The 18,867-nt window shown below is 54.7% G+C and carries 15 protein-coding genes; 7 read left to right on the top strand and 8 right to left on the bottom strand.

Annotated features, from left to right (window positions below):
* Nucleotides 1–2 precede the first annotated feature (2 nt).
* Complete coding sequence (locus NH461_RS24055; protein ID WP_261603482.1) at nucleotides 3–917, top strand: LysR family transcriptional regulator; 915 nt, start codon at nucleotides 3–5, stop codon at nucleotides 915–917.
* On the opposite strand, the gene NH461_RS24050 is transcribed toward NH461_RS24055, so the two are convergent.
* From NH461_RS24050 to NH461_RS24025, 6 genes are all read right to left on the bottom strand, one after another.
* Nucleotides 907–1,599 (bottom strand): DUF4336 domain-containing protein, encoded by a 693-nt coding sequence (locus tag NH461_RS24050; protein WP_261603481.1) that lies wholly within the window; start codon nucleotides 1,597–1,599, stop codon nucleotides 907–909. The genes NH461_RS24055 and NH461_RS24050 overlap by 11 nt on opposite strands.
* Before the next feature lie 196 nt (nucleotides 1,600–1,795).
* Nucleotides 1,796–3,118: a TRAP transporter large permease subunit gene (locus tag NH461_RS24045; protein ID WP_261603480.1), complete on the bottom strand. Its 1,323-nt coding sequence runs from the start codon at nucleotides 3,116–3,118 to the stop codon at nucleotides 1,796–1,798.
* Nucleotides 3,115–3,693 carry a TRAP transporter small permease subunit gene (locus NH461_RS24040; RefSeq protein ID WP_261603479.1) on the bottom strand — a complete coding sequence of 193 codons (579 nt, stop codon included), beginning with the start codon at nucleotides 3,691–3,693 and terminating at the stop codon, nucleotides 3,115–3,117. The genes NH461_RS24045 and NH461_RS24040 overlap by 4 nt, the downstream gene beginning before the upstream one ends.
* A 130-nt stretch (nucleotides 3,694–3,823) precedes the next feature.
* Nucleotides 3,824–4,852, bottom strand: a complete 1,029-nt coding sequence (locus tag NH461_RS24035; RefSeq protein ID WP_261603478.1) for a TRAP transporter substrate-binding protein — start codon at nucleotides 4,850–4,852, stop codon at nucleotides 3,824–3,826.
* Between the two features lie 239 nt (nucleotides 4,853–5,091).
* Nucleotides 5,092–8,604: an Ig-like domain-containing protein gene (locus tag NH461_RS24030; protein WP_261603477.1), complete on the bottom strand. Its 3,513-nt coding sequence runs from the start codon at nucleotides 8,602–8,604 to the stop codon at nucleotides 5,092–5,094.
* A 351-nt stretch (nucleotides 8,605–8,955) separates the two neighbouring features.
* The gene (locus tag NH461_RS24025; protein WP_261603476.1) at nucleotides 8,956–10,407 is read right to left on the bottom strand and encodes an NAD-dependent succinate-semialdehyde dehydrogenase; all 1,452 of its coding nucleotides are present in this window, start codon (nucleotides 10,405–10,407) and stop codon (nucleotides 8,956–8,958) included.
* Nucleotides 10,408–10,553: 146 nt separating this feature from the next.
* Between NH461_RS24025 and NH461_RS24020 the strand changes: the two genes are divergently transcribed.
* Nucleotides 10,554–11,480 carry a LysR family transcriptional regulator gene (locus tag NH461_RS24020; RefSeq protein WP_261603475.1) on the top strand — a complete coding sequence of 309 codons (927 nt, stop codon included), beginning with the start codon at nucleotides 10,554–10,556 and terminating at the stop codon, nucleotides 11,478–11,480.
* Between the two features lie 114 nt (nucleotides 11,481–11,594).
* Here NH461_RS24020 and lhgO read toward each other — a convergent pair whose 3' ends face one another.
* Complete coding sequence (gene lhgO, locus NH461_RS24015) at nucleotides 11,595–12,848, bottom strand: L-2-hydroxyglutarate oxidase (RefSeq protein ID WP_261603474.1); 1,254 nt, start codon at nucleotides 12,846–12,848, stop codon at nucleotides 11,595–11,597.
* Between the two features lie 124 nt (nucleotides 12,849–12,972).
* Nucleotides 12,973–13,932 carry a glutarate dioxygenase GlaH gene (gene glaH / locus NH461_RS24010; RefSeq protein WP_261603473.1) on the bottom strand — a complete coding sequence of 320 codons (960 nt, stop codon included), beginning with the start codon at nucleotides 13,930–13,932 and terminating at the stop codon, nucleotides 12,973–12,975.
* Between the two features lie 218 nt (nucleotides 13,933–14,150).
* On the opposite strand from glaH, the gene NH461_RS24005 reads away from it, so the two are divergent.
* The 5 genes from NH461_RS24005 (at nucleotide 14,151) to NH461_RS23985 (ending at nucleotide 18,860) form a co-directional block, all read left to right on the top strand.
* On the top strand, nucleotides 14,151–15,035 hold the full coding sequence (locus NH461_RS24005; protein ID WP_261603472.1) for a LysR family transcriptional regulator: 885 nt from the start codon (nucleotides 14,151–14,153) through the stop codon (nucleotides 15,033–15,035).
* A gap of 100 nt (nucleotides 15,036–15,135) precedes the next feature.
* On the top strand, nucleotides 15,136–16,452 hold the full coding sequence (locus tag NH461_RS24000; RefSeq protein WP_261603471.1) for an aspartate aminotransferase family protein: 1,317 nt from the start codon (nucleotides 15,136–15,138) through the stop codon (nucleotides 16,450–16,452).
* 590 nt (nucleotides 16,453–17,042) lie between these two features.
* Nucleotides 17,043–17,579 carry a GNAT family N-acetyltransferase gene (locus NH461_RS23995; RefSeq protein WP_261603470.1) on the top strand — a complete coding sequence of 179 codons (537 nt, stop codon included), beginning with the start codon at nucleotides 17,043–17,045 and terminating at the stop codon, nucleotides 17,577–17,579.
* Nucleotides 17,580–17,688: 109 nt separating this feature from the next.
* The gene (locus tag NH461_RS23990; protein ID WP_261603469.1) at nucleotides 17,689–18,159 is read left to right on the top strand and encodes a GNAT family N-acetyltransferase; all 471 of its coding nucleotides are present in this window, start codon (nucleotides 17,689–17,691) and stop codon (nucleotides 18,157–18,159) included.
* A gap of 212 nt (nucleotides 18,160–18,371) precedes the next feature.
* Nucleotides 18,372–18,860 carry a GNAT family N-acetyltransferase gene (locus NH461_RS23985; RefSeq protein WP_261603468.1) on the top strand — a complete coding sequence of 163 codons (489 nt, stop codon included), beginning with the start codon at nucleotides 18,372–18,374 and terminating at the stop codon, nucleotides 18,858–18,860.
* Nucleotides 18,861–18,867: the final 7 nt, after the last annotated feature.

Below are 18,867 nucleotides of genomic sequence, written 5' to 3'. Positions count from 1 at the left end.
AGATGGACAAACTCACCGCAATCCGCAGTTTCATTGAGGTGGCTGAAACCGGGAGCTTTACGAAGGCTGCTGATCATCTGGCGCTGAGCCGGTTACAGGTTTCACGACATGTTCAGGAAGTTGAATCCTGGCTACAACAGCGCCTGCTGCATCGCACCACCCGCAAAGTCAGCCTGACCAGTGCAGGGGAAGAAGCCCTGATCCACTGTGAACGTATTCTAGACGAAACTGCAGCGCTGGAAGTCTCGGCGCTCAGCCGGAGCCAGCAGTTGTCCGGCACTATCCGGATCGCCTCTCCCATCGGCCTGGCTCAGCACCTGTTGCTGGATGTCGTGACTCGATTTACCGATCAACACCCGGATGTCACCATCGAAATCCTGGCCTCGGATCATTTTTCCCAACTGGTGGATGAGCGGGTGGATATTGCGCTGCGTTATACCGACCAGCCTGATGACAACCTCATTGCCCGCCGACTGATGCACATTGATTCCGTGGTGTGCGCCTCACCCGAATATCTGCAGCAATATCCGGCTCCAGAGTCACCCTCGGATTTAAGCCAACACAACTGTTTCGTTCATCTCAAAGCATCGCGATGGACCTTTATCCGGGATAATCACCCCCAGACGGTTGCGGTCACCGGCAACCTCAGAGCCAATGATGTCGGCACCCTGACTCAAGCCGCGCTCAAGGGGAAAGGGGTCGCCCGCCTGCCCTGCGATATGGCCAATCCGTGGATCCGTCAGGGAAAGCTGATTGGACTGCTGCCCGAGTATCACGTCCCCGGCAGCACTTTATGGGCGGTCTACCTGTCGCGCAGTTATCAATTGCCGGTTGTCCGGCAATTGATTGATTTTATCGCCAGTGGCTGGCATGCGGATATTCGAAAAGAGCCCAATCCAAACTCTGTCAGCGAGTGAACCGCTGGCAAAGATTGGTAAACACAGACTTGGCGTTCTCTTCAATGATATCGCCGTGGGTAACGATAATGCGGGTAAAGTCCCAACCGGACACCGTACGGATAAAATAGGCAAAGCCGGATTTGTCTTTGCGGATGATCCCCCATTTCAACGGGGGCGCAACACAAACCCCTTTAAACCCGATTGGCTGAAACACATATTTGCTCATGATCCCGGCAAAGCCGGAAGGCGTCGTTTCGGGATGATTCTGGATCAGGTCGGTCACAATTAGCGACTGAGTTTTGTCATGGAAGAAAACCGTTTCGTTGAATACAGGCACGCCCGGCATAGTTGCCCAGGTAAAATCCTCCGGCCACGGGTTGTCCAGCCCGGGTTGCAGAATGTGATAGTTTGACAGCGGGACGCTGCGCGGGATCCCGGCACTGACATAAGCCTCCGCTTCCGGATAAGCTTCGCACCAATCCTGTAGCCACAGGCTGTGGTTGTTGCTGGCGGCGACAATCGCGGTCACGGGACCAATGGCATCCACCTCAGCTTTGAGTTGCGACGACAACGCCGTCGGAGAGTGAATCCACACCCCGCCATCGGCCAGTTTCACGATGGTCATCCGCAAACCCAGCCGGACCCCGACTAACGACATGGCATCTTCATGTACCCAGAGATCTGTTCCGATTTGTTGCATGCAAGGCCCTCATTCGCGCTCAGGATGAATCCAATCATCTTGCCAGAGCCAGCCGGATCCGCCCTGCTTTGGGATCACAAATCTCAGCTAAAACCTTGTTTAATCGCTTCATCATGTTGCCTGCCTCCCACCTCGGAAAGCAAAGCAGCGCCCGGAGGCGCCGCTGTTCAGCACGTGCTCCGCTCGCGCGGGAACATCAATTGGCCCCCATAATCAGGTTCGGTAACCACAACACCACTTCCGGGAACAGCATACAGGTGAAGAGCACACACAGCTTGAGCAATACAAACGGCAGGATCGAGCGATAGATATCCATCATGGTCACCCCCGGCGGCGCAATCCCTTTCAGGTAGAACAGGGCAAAGCCGTAAGGCGGGGTCTGCACCGCGATTTCGATATTGAGGATCATCAGAATACCGAACCAGATCGGATCATAACCCAATGAAACCACAATCGGGGTAAACAGCGGCGCACACATCAGGACGATGATCAACTCATCAATGATAAAGCCGAGCAGCAGCATGATCACCTGCATCAGAATCACCACCCCCAAAGGCGACAAACCTAAGTCCTGGGTGAACTGGGCGACCATATTCTGTACCCCGCTCAGCATATGGAAATTGCTGAACACCGACGCGCCGAGAATGATCCACATCGAAACACTGACCAGCATCGCCGTTTCAAATCCAGAGGATTTGAACATCTCCAGCCGGAAACGCTTAAAGAGCACCGCCAGGAGAATCGCGCCGATCACCCCGATTGCGCCCGATTCGGTCGGCGTGGCGATGCCGGTGATAATGCTGCCCAGCACCGCAATGATCAGCAACAGGGAGAACAGTCCATCCCGCGCCGTGCGTACTTTTTGTTTCGGGCTCATCCGGCTTTCCTGGCCGGTTCCCAGCGGTGCCTTAGCCGGATTGAGCTTACAGCTGATGATCACGTACACCACCAACAAGGTAATGGACATCAGCGCCGGGACAATCGCCGCGATGAACATCCGCCCGACCGAATTCTGAGTGGTGGCCGAGTACATAATCATCGGGATACTGGGCGGGATCAGGATACCCAGCCCGCCGCCGGCCATGATCACCCCAAGCGCCAAGCGCTTGTCATAGCCCCGTTCAAGCATCGGCTTGAGCGCAATACTGCCCGAGGTCATGATCCCGGCCCCGATGATCCCCACCATGGCGCCGATCATCGAGCACACACCGATCACGCTAATCGCCAGTGATCCGCGTATTTTACCAATCACCATCTGGCTGGCATTGAACATCGCATCACCAATCCCGGAGCGGGTCAGCAACTGGCCCATGTAGATATACAACGGGATCGCCAGCAAAATGAAGCTGAAGAAGTTGCTCTCAATGGTCGTCGGGATCAGGTTGAAAATCCCTTCTCCCCAGGTCAGGTAACCGGCCCCCATGGCAATGCCGCCGAGTGCCAGTCCGACCGGTGCCCCGAGGGCAAAACTCACCAGGATGCAGCCCAGCAAAGCAAGGGTCAGCAATTCAATACTCATGCATCCTCCCCGGCCGTCAGATAATGGCCTTGTTGTTCAACCACTTCAGAGGGCGATGCCAGTACATCTCGTCCTGTCATCAGAAAATAGACATCCTGTATCAGATCGCTGAGGTACTGCAGCAAAAACACCCCACAGGCGACCATCATCATGACCCAGAAATGCGTCATACTCGGCGCCCATTCCGACTGGCGACGATAGTTAAACTCAATGGCCTCTTCAAATTTACCGAAGCTCATCTTCAGCACTACCGCCAGGAAAAACATCGCCAGCATATACGAAAAGAGGTTAAACAGGGCTTTGATGCGCGGCGGGACCGACAGATACAGCACGTCGACGTTGATATGGGCCTTTCTTTGCTGCGCCAGCGCACCACCCAGGGCGGCAATATAGCCAAACAGAAACAGGGAAACATCGTACGCCCAGATGGTCGGCGCCCCCAAGACATACCGGGAGAACACTTCAAATGCCACCGTCAGGGCCAGAAAAGGCATCAGGACAGATGCGGATGCCCCCACCCAAAACACCAGTCGATTGATTGTCAGGCAAACGCCTCGTATTGCCATTTTTAACATAACACTCATCCTTACAGCAGAACCTTTTCACTCCCGCACCCCGGCTCAGACCAGGGTGTAGGCTGAGACAACTCAGGGGCTTACCGCCCCTGGCCGTGCCCGGTCGCGAACAAACCAACCGGGCAACATGTTACTGCTGAAGGATTGTCACCAGACGGCTGCTGTATTTATCGGATGTCGCGTACTCGCTCCACAGCGAATTGGCGGCTGCGTTCCACTGCCGAACATCGGCTTCACTTGGCTGCGGGCTCCATTTCATCCCTTTGGCCTGCATGTCGGCTATCGCCTGCGACTCCCACAAGCGGGACTTCGTCATCTGCTCACGGGCATGCTGGGCACTGGCCCCTCGGACAATGGCTTTCAGGTCGTCCGGCAGCTTACGCCAGGCTTGCTTGTTGACCACAATCGGCAGCGCCTGGGCCCCGGCGATCGGCAACGGATACATATACTTGGCGACTTCGACATGGTTTCCGTCACGGTGATCAATCAGGTTACTACCGATCGAGCCGTCAATCACGCCGGTGGCCAGGCTGGTATAAATCTCACTCCAGGACAGCGATGCAGGCGACGCGCCCAGCTTGCGCAGGAATTTCCCGTAGGCACCCGGCGCGCGGATTTTCATCCCTTTGAAATCTTCAATCGAATTGATCGGCTGCTTGGTCAGCACGTATACCGGCAATTGGATATAGGGCTCCAGCCAGACCAGATTCTGCTTGTCATACGCTTCGGCCAGCACCTCACCCCACCCCCGTTCATGGAACAGGGCACTGAGTTCACCCACATCATCGGTCATGCCCGGCAAGCCGACTTCCACCACACCCGGCGGGAATTCTCCGGCATGCATCGGCTGAAACGGTGCCCCCATAGTGATCAGACCCGATTTCACCGACCCCAGTACCCCAGTCTGGCCAACGCCCTCCCCGGCATACATGACCTGGACCGAAATCCGGCCGCCGGACATGGCTTCAATATTTTCCGCAAAATGTTTGTACACCTCACCATAGGCGGTACCGCGGGAGTACAGGTTCACGAAACGCCAGTTGTGCTCAGCTGCGACAGCTTCCGGGATCATCGGCAATGTGGCGGAAAACGCCAACAGATAACCAGCCAGGGTTTGCTTGACACTTTTCTTCCGTGACTTGAATAAGGTCTTCAGCATGAATATCGCTCCTTGTAATCATTCTCTGATGCCTGCCTTCCCGCAGCAGACCGGGGAAATGGCTTTTGGGTTGCCACCTTGTTATCAATCATTACAATTCGTTCACAATCGATAAATTCCGCTCTATCTAAGTAAAGTTTTATTGCCCTCAAACCTTTTTGGGGATCTGGGGCTGCTTCATGAAAACAAAAAGCCAGCCCGAAGGCTGGCTTGATTGACGACCGATGAATTGAACCGGATTAATTCTGAACGACGTTTGGATCACGCATCTGGAAGCGCCAGATATCCTTTGTCAGATCATTCGGAATGATGTACCAGGTTTTATTCAAGTAGTACAAATGCTGCGTTTCAGAAATGTTCTGCGGCAAATCATACATACTCACATTCGTTTCCCAGGTTTCCATCGGCTTTGACTTCACCGCCATCCCGTGATTGGTCAGCATCAGCAGTTCGCCCTCAACATTCGGGTTGGTCTGCAACACATTGGCAGTCTCACCCAGCGGGAACAGTTGGCTGTAGATCGGCGCCGCCGACTTCTCCGACACTTGATACAGCGGCTCAGTCGCGACAGTGCCAGAAGTCACCTGATGCAGTTGCATCCATGAATTATATTGCTCCTGAATAAATCCACCGGTAGCAAGCAACGTTCCGTCAGGTGTCCGGGTCAAGATTGGGGAATCGCCCCCTTGGTAGGAATCCCCCACGGTCAGATCCAGCGCAATTTCATACGGCGGTTGACTGAGATCTTCCCACAGCCAGTACCCAACAGCAGTGTTACCCGCATCTTTCACGGTACAGAATGCTTTCAGCTCAGCAAGTGTGCTGCCGGGCAGCAAGGTGATCCCACTACAATGCGTATCGACAGCCGAATCCGGATAACGCCATTGAACGACCTGATCGACCTGTCCGGTTGTCCGGTTGATAAAGTGATACTTTGGTTCCACATTCGCAGTGCTGCCCTGCTCGAACAGCACCAGATGTTCGGTTACACTCGGCATCTGAATAAACCGCAGTCCTTCACCAACCACCGTATCCCCGGCAACCCACTCAAACTTTCCGGGCTGACCGGCCTGCGGACGATACATATACACTTGGAATTTAGTGGCATCGGTATTATCCAGCACCGTCAGATGACCTTCAGCAGTAAAACCAAAGGGTTGTACCGTATCTCCGGTTGTCAGCAGGCTGCCCGGCGCGCCGGTCAGATCCACCGTATGCAAGACTCTGCGTGACTCAAACAGATTGTAGATATAGTACGCTCTCACACCTTGCTCATCAGGGGCGATCAGCAAGTAATAGCCATGGCCGCCACCATCAACCATTTGATTCGAAATCATCCCTCGCTTATTGGCTGTACCTAAGACCAAGGTGCTGTTTGTATGCTGATCTCCATCAAAGGTCGAGAGTAAAACACTCTGGGCATTCCAGTCGCTGTCCACCGGAACGCTTTTATGGCTGAAGCGATAGACCTTATTGTCACACAAGACATTTTGCGTACTCACGATAAACTGCTCACCAATAAACGGGGTGACTTCCCGGTGCCACTGATAAACATCCGGATTATCATCAACCACCAGTTTGACCTCCGCCCGATCCTGTTTCACGACCTCGACCGGCAGTTGGTCCAACACCCGCTGTGGCAAGTCATAAATCGACAGCGTCGTATTTCCTGCCCGCTGCGCGCGGATCAAGCCGAAAATCGGATTCATCTTCTTGTACGACGCCACCGGTAACCCCGAGGAGTCCGTATCGGCCGCAATTGTGATGTTATCGTATGTCTCTTCCGACTGATCTGAGAAGGTCACCGTAAAAATTGCGCGCCTCACCTCCCCTTCTTGCATTCTGAGTTCGCCACCCAGAATATTCGGCTCAATCGAGACGAGTGACGGTGGCAGGACCGTCACCGGTAGCGTCGCCTGTACGGTTTTACCCGCCAGGGTCCAAGTTGCCGTCAGTGTTACAGAACCTTCACGCAACGCGGAGATCCGGCTCTGACTCACCTCAACGATCCCGGCTTGGCTCATCTCCCAGGTCACCTGATTTGTGACATCCTCGATACGCCCGTTACTGTAGTCCGCGATCACCGCAATCGAAGTGGATTCCCCTTTATTGAAATCACTAAAGTCACCGTTGACAGATAACGCCTCGACGACGGGATCAGCCGTCTTCACCGTCATGTTGATTTGCTGAGACACCGCCCCCTTGGTCGCCGTGATCGATGTCGTGCCGACAGCGTTCGCCGTGACCAAACCCTGGGCCGACACCGTCGCTATCGCGGGATCTGAAGACAACCAGTCCACTTCTGCCGTAATATTCGCGCTACTATTGTTGTCATAGCTGCCCATCGCCGTCAGTTGCCACTGCTCACCAACCAGCTTCGCCAAAGTGCTGCCCTCAATTGCAATGGCGGTCAGTTCCGGCGGCATTGGCACCGGCGGTTTAATCGTCAGCTGTTGGGTGACCGTCTTGCCTTCGAAACTGGCCGTCAGCGTCACCACTCCGGCTTTCAGCGCTGTCAACTGATGGCCATTCATTACAGCCAAGTCGTCCGGCGCAACTCGCCACACCGCCTGATCGGAAATATCCGTGGTGGTATCATCCGACCAAGTTCCGGTAACGGAAAGTGCAATGGTCACTCCTGCGTTGACTGCTCCCGGCCAGCGATGAAACTGGATCGAAGACAACACCGGCTCCCCCGGATCAACACCGATCACCGTCAAGGTCATCTCATCCGCGCAAGCCTCTTGCCCATGCTGATAACGCGCTGTGATATCCGCCTTCCCTGCGGCCTTGGCAGTAATCCCACCAGTCGCATTGACGTTGACTCGTTGAGCATCGCTGCTCGACCAAGCGGCTCTTCCCTGGATCACATTACCAGTCAGATTGTCGGTGATATCCGTCGCCAACTGAAGCTGCTGGCCAACGGCGACCTGATGAGGATTCGCCCCGACATCTGTGATATGAATCATCAGTTGACAGGACGCCAACGTCGGTGCTTTCACCAGCACATCGGCGGCCGTGAAATCCTCGAGCGCTTTCCCCTTGAGGTAGTTACCGGCTTGTTGGCGCAATTGCGCATTCGTTTTGGTTGTTTCCCACACGGTCGTTAACGTCGCTTCGTGCGCGGTCAGCCATTGGTCCCAGGCCGTCGTTGACTTCAAATCCTGCAACCAGCGCAGCACCGATTTCGTTGGGCTCTCTATCTGCTCCGCTATTACGGCTTCAAAGGATGTCGCCAATTTCAGCAGGTTTGGATTGACCCGATTGGCCTCGGACGCGGCCTGATAAGTATCCCACTCACCCGCCGTTACGACGCCATCCTGATCCAGATCCGCGAGTACATAGGCTGCCGTACTGAAACTGGAAAGATTTACACTGCGAGTGAGCGATTTGACCGTCTGCGGTGACGTACCTGAAGACAGGGCTACCAGCTGAATATCTCCAGCCGAGGCCACCACACGGAGCGGAACCGTCTGTAGTTGATCATAGGCAGATTGATCAACCGTCAACGCGATGCTGTAGGTACCGTCTGCCTGACTGGCCCCCTGGCCCAATTGGGTGTCACCGGCGAAAAATGTCAGTTGCTGCGCCGTTTGGGCTTTGGCAAACACTTTGCCGGAAAACGTCACCTGATAACTGGTCGGCACAACGGTCCCGCCGTCATCTTTCGGCTGCTCCGGTTTTGGCGTATCACCACCACCGCAGCCACTTAACACCGCTGTCAGTAAAAGATAACCCCATTCCTTTCTCATATATTTCCGCCTCTGTGAACAAACGCGTCATCAGCCCGAAGCAACATGCCTCAGACCGGAAGTAGTCTTGTTATGATGTGAGTTTTATATGCGGAATGTATTTATACGCCTCGTCCGAAGATCCTGAAGCAAATTTTCATTTTACATGCATCTTATGCGATGCATGTCATATAGATACCATCAAGCCAGTCAATACAAACCAACGTCATCATTCCTCTCCATAAAATGTGATAAGAGGCCATACAAAAAAGGCGATACCTTCAAGGTATCGCCAAAGACGTCACGACAAAAAACGGAATGGGGCATGACGCAACACAAGCTCAGGAGAAAAAAGTTGAGCACGATTCGGAATTATGAGTCGATCCCTAAGCAGAGATATTTTATTTCCAGATAATCTTCAATGCCGTATTTTGAACCTTCGCGGCCACACCCGGACTCTTTCACCCCCCCGAACGGCGCCACTTCGGTGGAAATAATACCTTCGTTGATCCCGACTATCCCGTATTCCAGTGCTTCACTGACCCGCCAAATCCGGCTGTGGTCACGGGTATAGAAATAGGCTGCCAGACCAAAAGGCGTATCATTCGCGCGGCGAACCACATCGGCTTCGTCGTTAAACCGAAATACCGTGGTGACCGGCCCGAACAGCTCCTGATGCGCAATGGCCATCTGTTCGGTGACATCGGTCAGTATCGTCGGCTGATAGAATTGTGGGCCGACATCGGACACTGCGCCGCCCAGAACCAAATTGGCCCCCTGGCAAACCGCTTCCGCCACTAAATTGTCAACCTTAGTAATCGCGCGCGCATTGATCAGCGGGCCAATATCCGTGCCTTCCGCCAGGCCATCCCCAACCTTCAACCGGCTCACCGCTTCGATGTAACGGGCCATGAACTGATCGTATACGGCATCGTGCACATACAACCGGTTGGTACATACGCAGGTTTGCCCGGCATTGCGATATTTGGAGATCAGCGCGCCCTGCACCGCTTTGTCGAGATCGGCATCGTCAAACACCATAAACGGCGCGTTGCCGCCCAGCTCCATCGACACTTTCTTCACCGTATCGGCGGCCTGACGCAAGATGTGTTTTCCGACCGGTGTTGAACCGGTAAAAGAGACTTTTCGCACCAAGGGGTGAGTACAAAGCACTTCGCCGACGGGGGCAGGGTTTGCGGTCGTCACCACGTTGATCACCCCGGCCGGGATCCCAGCCAGCTCCGCCAGTTTGGCCATCGCCAGGGCGCACAGTGGGGTATCTTCCCCCGGTTTCACCACCACGGTACAGCCCGCCGCCAGGGCCGGCGCAACTTTGCGGGTGATCATTGCAATCGGGAAATTCCACGGGGTAATGGCGGTGACCACCCCGACCGGCTGCTTCAGCGTCAAATAACGGGTGCCCGGCATCGCCGAAGGAATATGATCGCCGTAAGTTCGTTTAGCTTCTTCGGCAAACCACTCAATGAAAGAAGCACCGTAAAGCACTTCGCCGTAGGCTTCCTTGTAAGGCTTTCCCTGTTCGGACGTCAGCAGCCGCGCCAGTTCCTCGGCATGTTCAACCATTAAATTAAACCAGGCTCTGAGCAATCCGGCCCGGTGCTTGGCCGTCGTTTTACGCCAGCGTTGAAACGCGGCATCGGCCGCCAGCACCGCCGCTTCCGCTTCATGGGGCCCCATGTCCGGCACATGGGTGATCACTTCGCCGGTCGCCGGGTTCGCCACCGGGACGCTTGCCCCGCTCTCGGCCGCAACCCACTGTCCGTTGATATAACCGGCAGACAAAGCCAGACGTAATTTTTCCATAGATTCACCACTTGCAGCAAAGAACCCATCACGGGTTCATAGAAACACACTTCAAATCAATTCATAATGCTTGTTGCGCATATTATCACCCGGGCTCAACGGGTAAATCACGACGAGTAAACCTTAAGTTTTAAAGGCGTAAAACAATGACAAGAGCCTCTCTGCCGATCGGACAGATCGGGGATTACGAAATCAAGCAACTGAAAATCTTTAAAACCGTGGTCGACTGCGGCGGGTTCTCCGCGGCCGAAACCGAATTGAACATCAGCCGCTCCACCATCAGTATTCATATTTCCAATCTGGAATCCCGGCTCAATCTCATCCTGTGCCGTCGCGGTCGGGCCGGGTTCGCCCTCACCGAAGAAGGCTCTGTGGTCTACGATGCCACCATCAAACTGCTTGGCGAATTGGAAGATTTCCGCAACACCATTAACGATCTCGACGCTCAACCGGCCGGCAGCCTGACCGTGCTGTTCAGCGATACCATCAGTCTCGACAGCCGGGCCCGGATCCCCAAAGTCTTCCAGCGTTTTGCCAAACTGGCGCCTGAGGTATATCTGACCTCAGAAGTCGCCCGAATGACCGAAATTGAACGCCAGGTGATGAACGAGGAAGCTGATGTCGGCTTTATTCCCTTCCACCGCAGCCTGGAAGGACTGGAATATCAGCACATTTATTCCGACCATTGCTTTCTGTATTGCAGCCCGGACAATCCGCTGTTTAACCTGTCAGAAGACGAGCTGAGTGATGAGATCATTGACGGGTACCCAGCAGTCTATGCCGGGATGAAAACCCAGGAAATTATTCACGGCCATCTGGCGAATATGAACCTCAAAGCCACCGCCTATAATTACGAATCCCGCCTGGCGCTGCTGCTCTCAGGCAAATTTATCGGCTTTCTGCCGGCGCATTATGCCCAGCCTTATGTCGATCGCGGGGAGCTCAAGGCCATCGCCCAGGATCGACGGCTGTATACGCTGGAAATCATGGCGATCACCAAGAAAACCAGCGCCGTGAACAAGGTCCGCTCCCTGTTCATCAAAAACCTGCGTGATTGCTATCGTGATCAATAAGCTCTTCTGAGCAATTGCTATCGCGACTCGTCATCCCCCAAGCAACAACCCAAAACCAAACAGCCACCCCGCGGGAACGGGGTGGCTGCTGACAGCAATACTGAGCTAAATGCGTTAGGCCGCTGCTGACTTTTGAAGCGAATCCGCCGGCGCCGGGCTTTGCTTCTGCGCCACTTTGTCGCAGATATAATTGCCGATCGGGATCGCTGAAGTGGCAGCCGGCGACGGTGCGTTACAGACATGCAAACTACGCGGACTTTCGGCAAACAGAAAATCATGCACCAAGGTGCCATCTTTGAGCACCGCCTGGGCACGGATCCCGGCGGGATACGGTTTGAGATCCGTGAGCTGAATCTTCGGACAATACTTGTTCACCAACTTAAGATAACCGGGTTTCCACCAGGAGTTCTTGGTTTCAACCAACCCGGTTTTGAGGTGTTTGCGCGTCACCTTCCAGAACCCACTAAAGGTGAACATATCGAGCATATCGCGCAGGCTGAGGTTAATTTTACCGTAGCCTTCCCGCTTCCAACCCTGCACCGCATTCGGCCCGACCGTCACCGAGCCGTCAATCATCCGAGTCAGGTGCACCCCGAGAAACGGCAGATCCGGATCCGGGATCGGATAAATCAAATGATTGACGATCGCGTTATATTTTTCCGGCAGCTGATAATATTCGCCGCGGTAGGGAATGATCTGAAAGCCGGTCTCAATTCCCAGCATCCGGGTCATCCGATCCGCCATCAGACCGGAGCAGACCACCAGAAAGCGGCCCGCCAGTGCCACCGGCTCCCCGCGGCGGCTGGCTTGAACCGTCACCTCGGCATCCGTTTCAACCAGCCCGGTCACCGCGGTTTCCAACAAAACCTGTCCGCCCAGCGCAGTAAACTCTTGGGCCATTTTTTCCGTCACCTGGCGATAGTTGACGATACTGGTGGTACTGACGAAAATTGCCCCCAGCCCTTCAATGTTCGGCTCTTTTTGCTGCAAAGCCGCCTGATCCAGCAACTCAACATCGAGCCCGTTGTCAGCGCAGCGCTGATACAGCGCCTGCATCCGCTCCAGCTCGAGCGGGTTGGTCGCCACCAGCAACTTGCCGCAGTTTTCCACCGGAATGTTGTGCTGCCGGCAAAACTCAGTGGTGGCAGCCACCCCGGCCTTACAAAATTCAGCCTTCAGACTGCCCGGTGCATAGTAAACCCCGGCATGGATCACGCCGCTGTTATGGCCGGTCTGATGACGGGATAACCCGGCTTCTTTTTCAATCAAAGCAATAGTTTTATCCGGATAGCGCTGCTGCAACTGCCAGGCGGTTGACACCCCGACAATGCCGCCGCCGATAATGAGGTAATCGTAAATCTGATCCACTGTGTTTCACTCCCTTGGCCTGTCACCGCACGTGATCGCACTTTGCGATCTGATCACAGGCAAAAATGCGCCCGCCGCAATCACTGCGGCGAGCGCATGGTTCAATCATGTCGATATAACTGACTTAGCGCGTGAAGTGACCGCGCTGACGCAGCAGTTCACGCTTCAGCCCCGGATGGGCGACAAACTTGTCTCGGCCATGGAGCCAGCAGTGGTTCTGTACCACCAGCATGGCACCGGTTTTGACCCGGACATTGAAGCAGTTGGTGTCACTTTCCAACGACTCACCCATCTGGTGCAGGTACAGCCCCTGCTGCATGTTTTGCGGCTGCGCGAACTGGTCGATAAACAGCATATGCGGCTTGCCGTTTTTGTCTTCTTCAAAGAACACCGGGTGCTCAATGGCGTAACCGACATTTTTGCTCGGCGGCGCGCTCCAGACAATATTCTGCTTGGCCATCGGGTGATGATAAAAACGCTCCAGATCCTGCCAGTCATCCACATGCAGCAGCAGGGAATCGCCCATCTCCATGTTCTGCTCATCCATCTTCATCATCAGGACAAAATCGGTTCGCTCATTGACGTAGGTGCCGTCATTGTGCAGCTCCATCCGGCGATGGGCCTGGCGCAGGTAGCTGTCACTGCTGTCTTCATTGCGCACCGTAAAGCGGGCATAGTACTTGCCGTACATGGCATCAAAGTTCGGCAAACCAATCAGGTGAGAAGCCGCAGTGGAAAGCTTGACGAAGAATTCGCGCTGCGCGTCACTGTCTTCAAACCCGGCCTGGGCCTGTTCATCGGCCTGGAGCAGAAATGCCCCGGTGTCACGGTTTTCCATGATCCCAACCAGCAGCTTACCCAACTCATAGTTACAGGCTTTATCCAGCGCATCCGCAGTGGCAAAGCGCAAAAACGGCTTGTATTCGATCGACTGCAGGCTCCAGTTGGCGGTTAAATCGGCAAACCGGGCCAAGGTGTCGTTATCCAGCGTCACGACCTGCAGGCGTGGGTTGGCTGCGAATGGGGAAACACAAAAACCGGTATAACGCGTCAGGTTATCGTTCAGCGCTGGGGCAATATTCATGGCTTGCTTCCTTATGTTTCGTTCAGGCACTCCGGCCTAATGAAGTTGACTTTGATGTTATTAAATGTCCCGCCGGCATCCGTGTTGTTCTTGTTTTGTGTCGCACGCCGTCGAGTTAACAAAATCATAACGACACGCTGGAGATATTAACAATATATGGTAAATATACTTTCCATATATTTTATAGATAGTAAGTGTCGAACAAACCGGAGACTCGGATGGATCTCAAACGCCTGCGCTATTTCACGGTATTGGCAGCAACCGGCAACTTCACCAAGGCCGCCGACCAATTGGGGATCGCCCAGTCGGCCCTGAGTATCAGTATTCAGAAACTGGAACAACAGTTGGCACTCAAACTGATCAATCGTACTGAGCGGCAGATGAGCCTGACCGCCGACGGCCAGGTGCTGCTACGCCACGCCCGGCAAATTCTGGAAGATGTCGAGCAGGCCCAGAAAGAGCTGCAGGAGCTCAAAGGACTCTCCCGCGGGGTGATCAACTTCGGGGTCTCGGCCATGCTCGGCTCCTATTTCCTCCCCGACACTCTGGCGCTGTTCAAACAAACCTACCCCGGGATTCAGATCAACATTCATGAGGCAGGAACCGCCACGCTGGAAAAAATGCTGCTGGCCGGCCAGCTGGATTTGGCATTAATCCGCTGTGATCGCCCCCACGAGCAGCTGCGCCACACCACCCTGCTCAAAGAGCAGATCGTCGCCTGTGTCCCCCATGATCACCCGTTTGCCAACCAACCGGCAATCACCCTCGAGCAATTTTGCCAGCAACCGCTGGTGCTGTTCCGGGAAGGATATTTCCTGCGGGAATCGGTCAGCCGCTACTGCCAGCAACACAAAATCACCCCGGATATCCGCTTTGAAACCAACCTGATCGAGTTGCTCAAATCCCTGGTTCGCAAAGAAATAGGCATCTGTACCTGCCTGCCGATGATCCTGCGCGAGGAGCCGGATCTCGTCACCGTGCCGTTTGACCCGCCGATCCCGCTCCATCTCGGTCTCGGCTGGAAGTCCAGCCACTACCTGTCCAGCGCATCACGGGCCTTTGTCGATTTCCTCCAGGCCCGGCTTGCCCGAGAGAATGTTTGAAGCCACTCAACCTTTATTTTTAACCGCGGTGATTTTCTGCGTATGAGCGCCTCGCTAACCTTGAATTCTATATTCATAACCCGAGCGAAAAGGCCAGCCCATGGAGAAAAAAGTCAGCTACGATGCATTCTGGATGCCGTTCACCGCAAACCGAGATTTCAAAGCCAACCCGCGGATCATCAACCGCGCCGAGGGCATGTATTGTTATTCCGATCAGGACCGACAATTGCTCGACGCAACCGCCGGGCTCTGGTGTGTCAATGCAGGTCACGGCCGCAAAGAGATCGGGGATGCGATGGCCCGGCAAGTCGCCGAGCTGGACTACAGCTCGCCGTTTAATTTCGGCCACGACATCGGCTTCGAATTTGCCGAGCGACTGGTTGAATTCACCCCGGCCGGACTCGATAAAGTCTTCTTTACCTGCTCCGGCTCCGAAGCGGTCGAGAGCGCCCTGAAAATTGCGCTGGCGTACCAGCAAGCCAAAGGCAACGCCGGCAAATACAAACTAATCGGCCGAGAGCTGGGCTATCACGGCGTGAACTTCGGCGGCATTTCCGTCGGCGGTCTGACCCCAAACCGCAAAGGGTTCGGCCCGTTGTTGCCGACCGATCACCTCTCGCACACGCTGGATATTGCCAACAACGCGTTCAGCAAGGGGCTGCCGGAATATGGCGTCGACAAAGCCGAGCAACTGGAGCAGTTGATCCAGTTCCACGGCGCCGACAGTGTCGCCGCTGTCATCATCGAGCCGATTGCCGGGGCGGGCGGGGTGATCCTGCCGCCGAAAGGCTACCTCCAGCGGATCCGAGAAATCTGTACCCGACACGATGTGGTGCTGATTTTTGATGAAGTGATCACCGGCTGGGGCCGTCTGGGTTCACCGTTTGCCTCGATTGAGTTTGATGTCACCCCGGATCTCATCACCTCTGCCAAAGGGATCACCAGCGGCGTTGTCCCTCTGGGGGCGGTATTTGCCAAAGACGAGATCTACCAAACTGTGGTCAACAGTGCACCGGAAGGGGCGGTCGAGCTCTTCCATGGCTATACCTACTCCGCCCACCCGGTCGCTTGTGCAGCCGGTCTGGCGACCCTGGATATTTACCAGCGCGAGGGCCTGCTGGAGCGCGGTCGCGGCGACATTGGCCTGTATTTCGAGCAGGGGCTGCACTCGCTCAAAGATATTCCGTCGATCGTTGATATCCGCAACTACGGCCTGATTGGTGCCGTACAGTTCGCCGCACCGGCCGACGGTAAACCGATTGGCTTTGATATTCTCAAGCGCTGTTACGATCAAGGCGTGATGGTACGCAGCATGGGCAACACCATCGCCCTGTCACCCCCGCTGATCATCGAGAAAGAACATATCGACATCATTATCGATACCCTGGGGGCCGTGGCCAAAGATATCCCGGCCTGATCCCCGCCCTCGGTCCGCGCCATCGGGCTGAGGGAGCACCTCACGTTTTCTCATACCAATCACAGTAAGTCAGTGGTCAGAAATAGCGCAGGAAAAATGCTTGAGAACAAGGCTGAATTTTTTGATAAGTAGTGATTCTACAATTAAAAATTCTAACGCAGTTATCGAGCGTTTTAACTAGCTAGGATGACCAGTGATTTTCTACGATTGGTATTAACCCTGTCGTACTGTTTGCCGCCTGTGTCGCCACGCCGTGACCCGGCGGCTTTTTTCCGCAAACCCCACACATCCCTGCGCCCCCTCAATACCGCTTTGCCTGAGAACTGCTTTGGTCGCAAACAGCGTTCTGTCTTGTAACACTTTTTTCACCCGACAGGATGCACCACCAATAAGCACATGATAGCATATTGTTTTTTATGCGCGTCGCATTGCCGACGTGTTGGCGGTAGCGTGGTGGAATACGCAGTCCCTCAAAGTACTCGATGGATTAGCGCTCTATGAATGAATGCTCTATAAATTTTTCCGCGGGTCGTCTCACACATTTTCATGGACTACCTGCGCCCACTTTTTTCCTTCAGTGAGACTTTGAAATGCTTGAACTGCAAACCGAACGTTTAGTGCTCCGCCCGCTGTCGCTGACCGATGCTGCGCCGCTGCTGGCCATTTTCTCCGATCCGGAGGTGATGAAATACTGGGATGGCACACCCTGGTCATCACTTGCGCAAGCCACACAGTTTATTGAAAACGCAGCGTTTGATCCGAACCATCCTACCCATGTGGTGCTGGGTGTTTTTCTGAAAGAGACCCAGACGCTGGTGGGAAAATGTATGTTGTTTAACAGCCACCCGGAATCCAGACGGGCTGAGCTGGGCTTTGGGTTAGCCAAATCCTGCTGGGGACAAGGACTGATCGGTGAAGCCGCCGCCGCGCTGCTTCAGTACGGTTTTCGCACCCTGAATCTGAACCGGATAGAAGCTGAGATTGACCCGGACAACCGTGGCTCAGCCCGGGTACTGGAGAAACTGGGCTTTCGCCAGGAAGGCTATTTACCACAACGATGGATTATCAGCGGCCATGTATCCGACTCTGCCCTGTATGGCCTGCTGGCCGAACACTGGCACGCATGAACACTCTACACGTATAAACACTAGGCACATATAAATATTGGGCAAGCCTGGACATCGACCAACGCAGCGGGCAGTAGACGATAAGTCGCTCACAGAAAAGGAAGAGACGATGCTTCAAAACACCGAACCTCAATCCAACAAGATTACCCTGAAAGACGTCGACCAACACAACTACCTGGACTGCATTCGGCTGTCTTTACTGCCCGAGCAACAAGAAAACCTGGCATCCAATGCCATCACGATTGCGCAGTCGAAGTTCGAGCCCCACTATCGGCTCAAAGCGATCTGCCTCAATCAAAAAGTGATTGGGATGCTCGCCTTTTGCCATGAAGACGAGCCGGAAGATTTTGAGCTCTTCTGGCTGTTCCGCTTCATGATTGATGCGCGACATCAGAATCAAGGCTACGGCAGCCGGGTATTGGCGCTCTTGGTTGAGGAAGTCAGAACGTTGGGTGGCAAGCACCTGAGAACCATGCACAAACCTGCCAACCGCCAGGCGTCCCGAGTCTATCAGACATTCGGGTTCCGTGAAATCGGTACTCTAGACGACGGCGATACCTTGCTCACGCTTGAACTCTAATCGCGGCCAGACACGCTTCTCCCTTCAGGGGCATGACCTTTATCAATCGCCCCGTTTCTGGGCTGGGCCGGTGTTTGCCTGCTGGTTTGTTATGTGGCCGCAAAACTGCTCAATCCGGCCTTGTTCGGCAGCTAATCTGCCGATGTTTCAGGTGATTGCCCGGCAACCGAATCAACACCGTTCACTTCAACGCACGCAAGAGATAATCCAAGATGATCCACATCGATTATTTGGCTGATGTACCCGAGTATGCCCCGGAACTGGCAAGGGCGATCTCCGCTCACTGGCAGACACGGCTGCCGGAAGAGACCTATGAGGAGCGCTACCGAAAGCTGATGAGCCACAGTCAGAAAGATCGCCTGCCGATTGCTTGGGTTGCTCATGAACAGGGCCGCCCCCTGGGCACCAGTGCCCTGCGCGTCTGCGATCTGAATGACCGTGAAGACCTCACGCCCTGGCTTGCCGGCGTGTTTGTGTTACCGGCGCATCGGGGTCAGGGAATTGCATCACGCCTGTGCCGTGTTGCAGAAAACCACGCCTGGAATCTAGGATACCCCCGGCTGTATCTGCATACCCCGGATCAGCAAGCGCTCTATCGCCGCCTTGGCTGGCAGACACGAGAGCAAACCCTCTGGGGCCACATCCCCACCGAAATCATGGACAAAACGCAGCCGCGACTCAACAACATAACAGAAGCATGAACAAGGA

This window comes from Photobacterium sp. TY1-4 (assembly GCF_025398175.1).
Taxonomy (GTDB): Bacteria; Pseudomonadota; Gammaproteobacteria; order Enterobacterales; family Vibrionaceae; genus Photobacterium.
The sequence above is the reverse complement of the archived record's forward strand: the minus strand, read 5'-3'. Positions and strand labels throughout refer to the sequence as shown.

Coding starts and splice junctions, on each gene's coding strand:
- NH461_RS24040 (WP_261603479.1), bottom strand. CDS start 3,693: ATGTTAAAAATGGCAATACGAGGCGTTTGCCTGACAATCAATCGACTG.
- NH461_RS24045 (WP_261603480.1), bottom strand. CDS start 3,118: ATGAGTATTGAATTGCTGACCCTTGCTTTGCTGGGCTGCATCCTGGTG.
- NH461_RS24050 (WP_261603481.1), bottom strand. CDS start 1,599: ATGCAACAAATCGGAACAGATCTCTGGGTACATGAAGATGCCATGTCG.
- NH461_RS24035 (WP_261603478.1), bottom strand. CDS start 4,852: ATGCTGAAGACCTTATTCAAGTCACGGAAGAAAAGTGTCAAGCAAACC.
- NH461_RS24025 (WP_261603476.1), bottom strand. CDS start 10,407: ATGGAAAAATTACGTCTGGCTTTGTCTGCCGGTTATATCAACGGACAG.
- NH461_RS24030 (WP_261603477.1), bottom strand. CDS start 8,604: ATGAGAAAGGAATGGGGTTATCTTTTACTGACAGCGGTGTTAAGTGGC.
- NH461_RS23985 (WP_261603468.1), top strand. CDS start 18,372: ATGATCCACATCGATTATTTGGCTGATGTACCCGAGTATGCCCCGGAA.
- NH461_RS24000 (WP_261603471.1), top strand. CDS start 15,136: ATGGAGAAAAAAGTCAGCTACGATGCATTCTGGATGCCGTTCACCGCA.
- glaH (WP_261603473.1), bottom strand. CDS start 13,932: ATGAATATTGCCCCAGCGCTGAACGATAACCTGACGCGTTATACCGGT.
- NH461_RS24055 (WP_261603482.1), top strand. CDS start 3: ATGGACAAACTCACCGCAATCCGCAGTTTCATTGAGGTGGCTGAAACC.
- NH461_RS24020 (WP_261603475.1), top strand. CDS start 10,554: ATGACAAGAGCCTCTCTGCCGATCGGACAGATCGGGGATTACGAAATC.
- NH461_RS23990 (WP_261603469.1), top strand. CDS start 17,689: ATGCTTCAAAACACCGAACCTCAATCCAACAAGATTACCCTGAAAGAC.
- NH461_RS24005 (WP_261603472.1), top strand. CDS start 14,151: ATGGATCTCAAACGCCTGCGCTATTTCACGGTATTGGCAGCAACCGGC.
- NH461_RS23995 (WP_261603470.1), top strand. CDS start 17,043: ATGCTTGAACTGCAAACCGAACGTTTAGTGCTCCGCCCGCTGTCGCTG.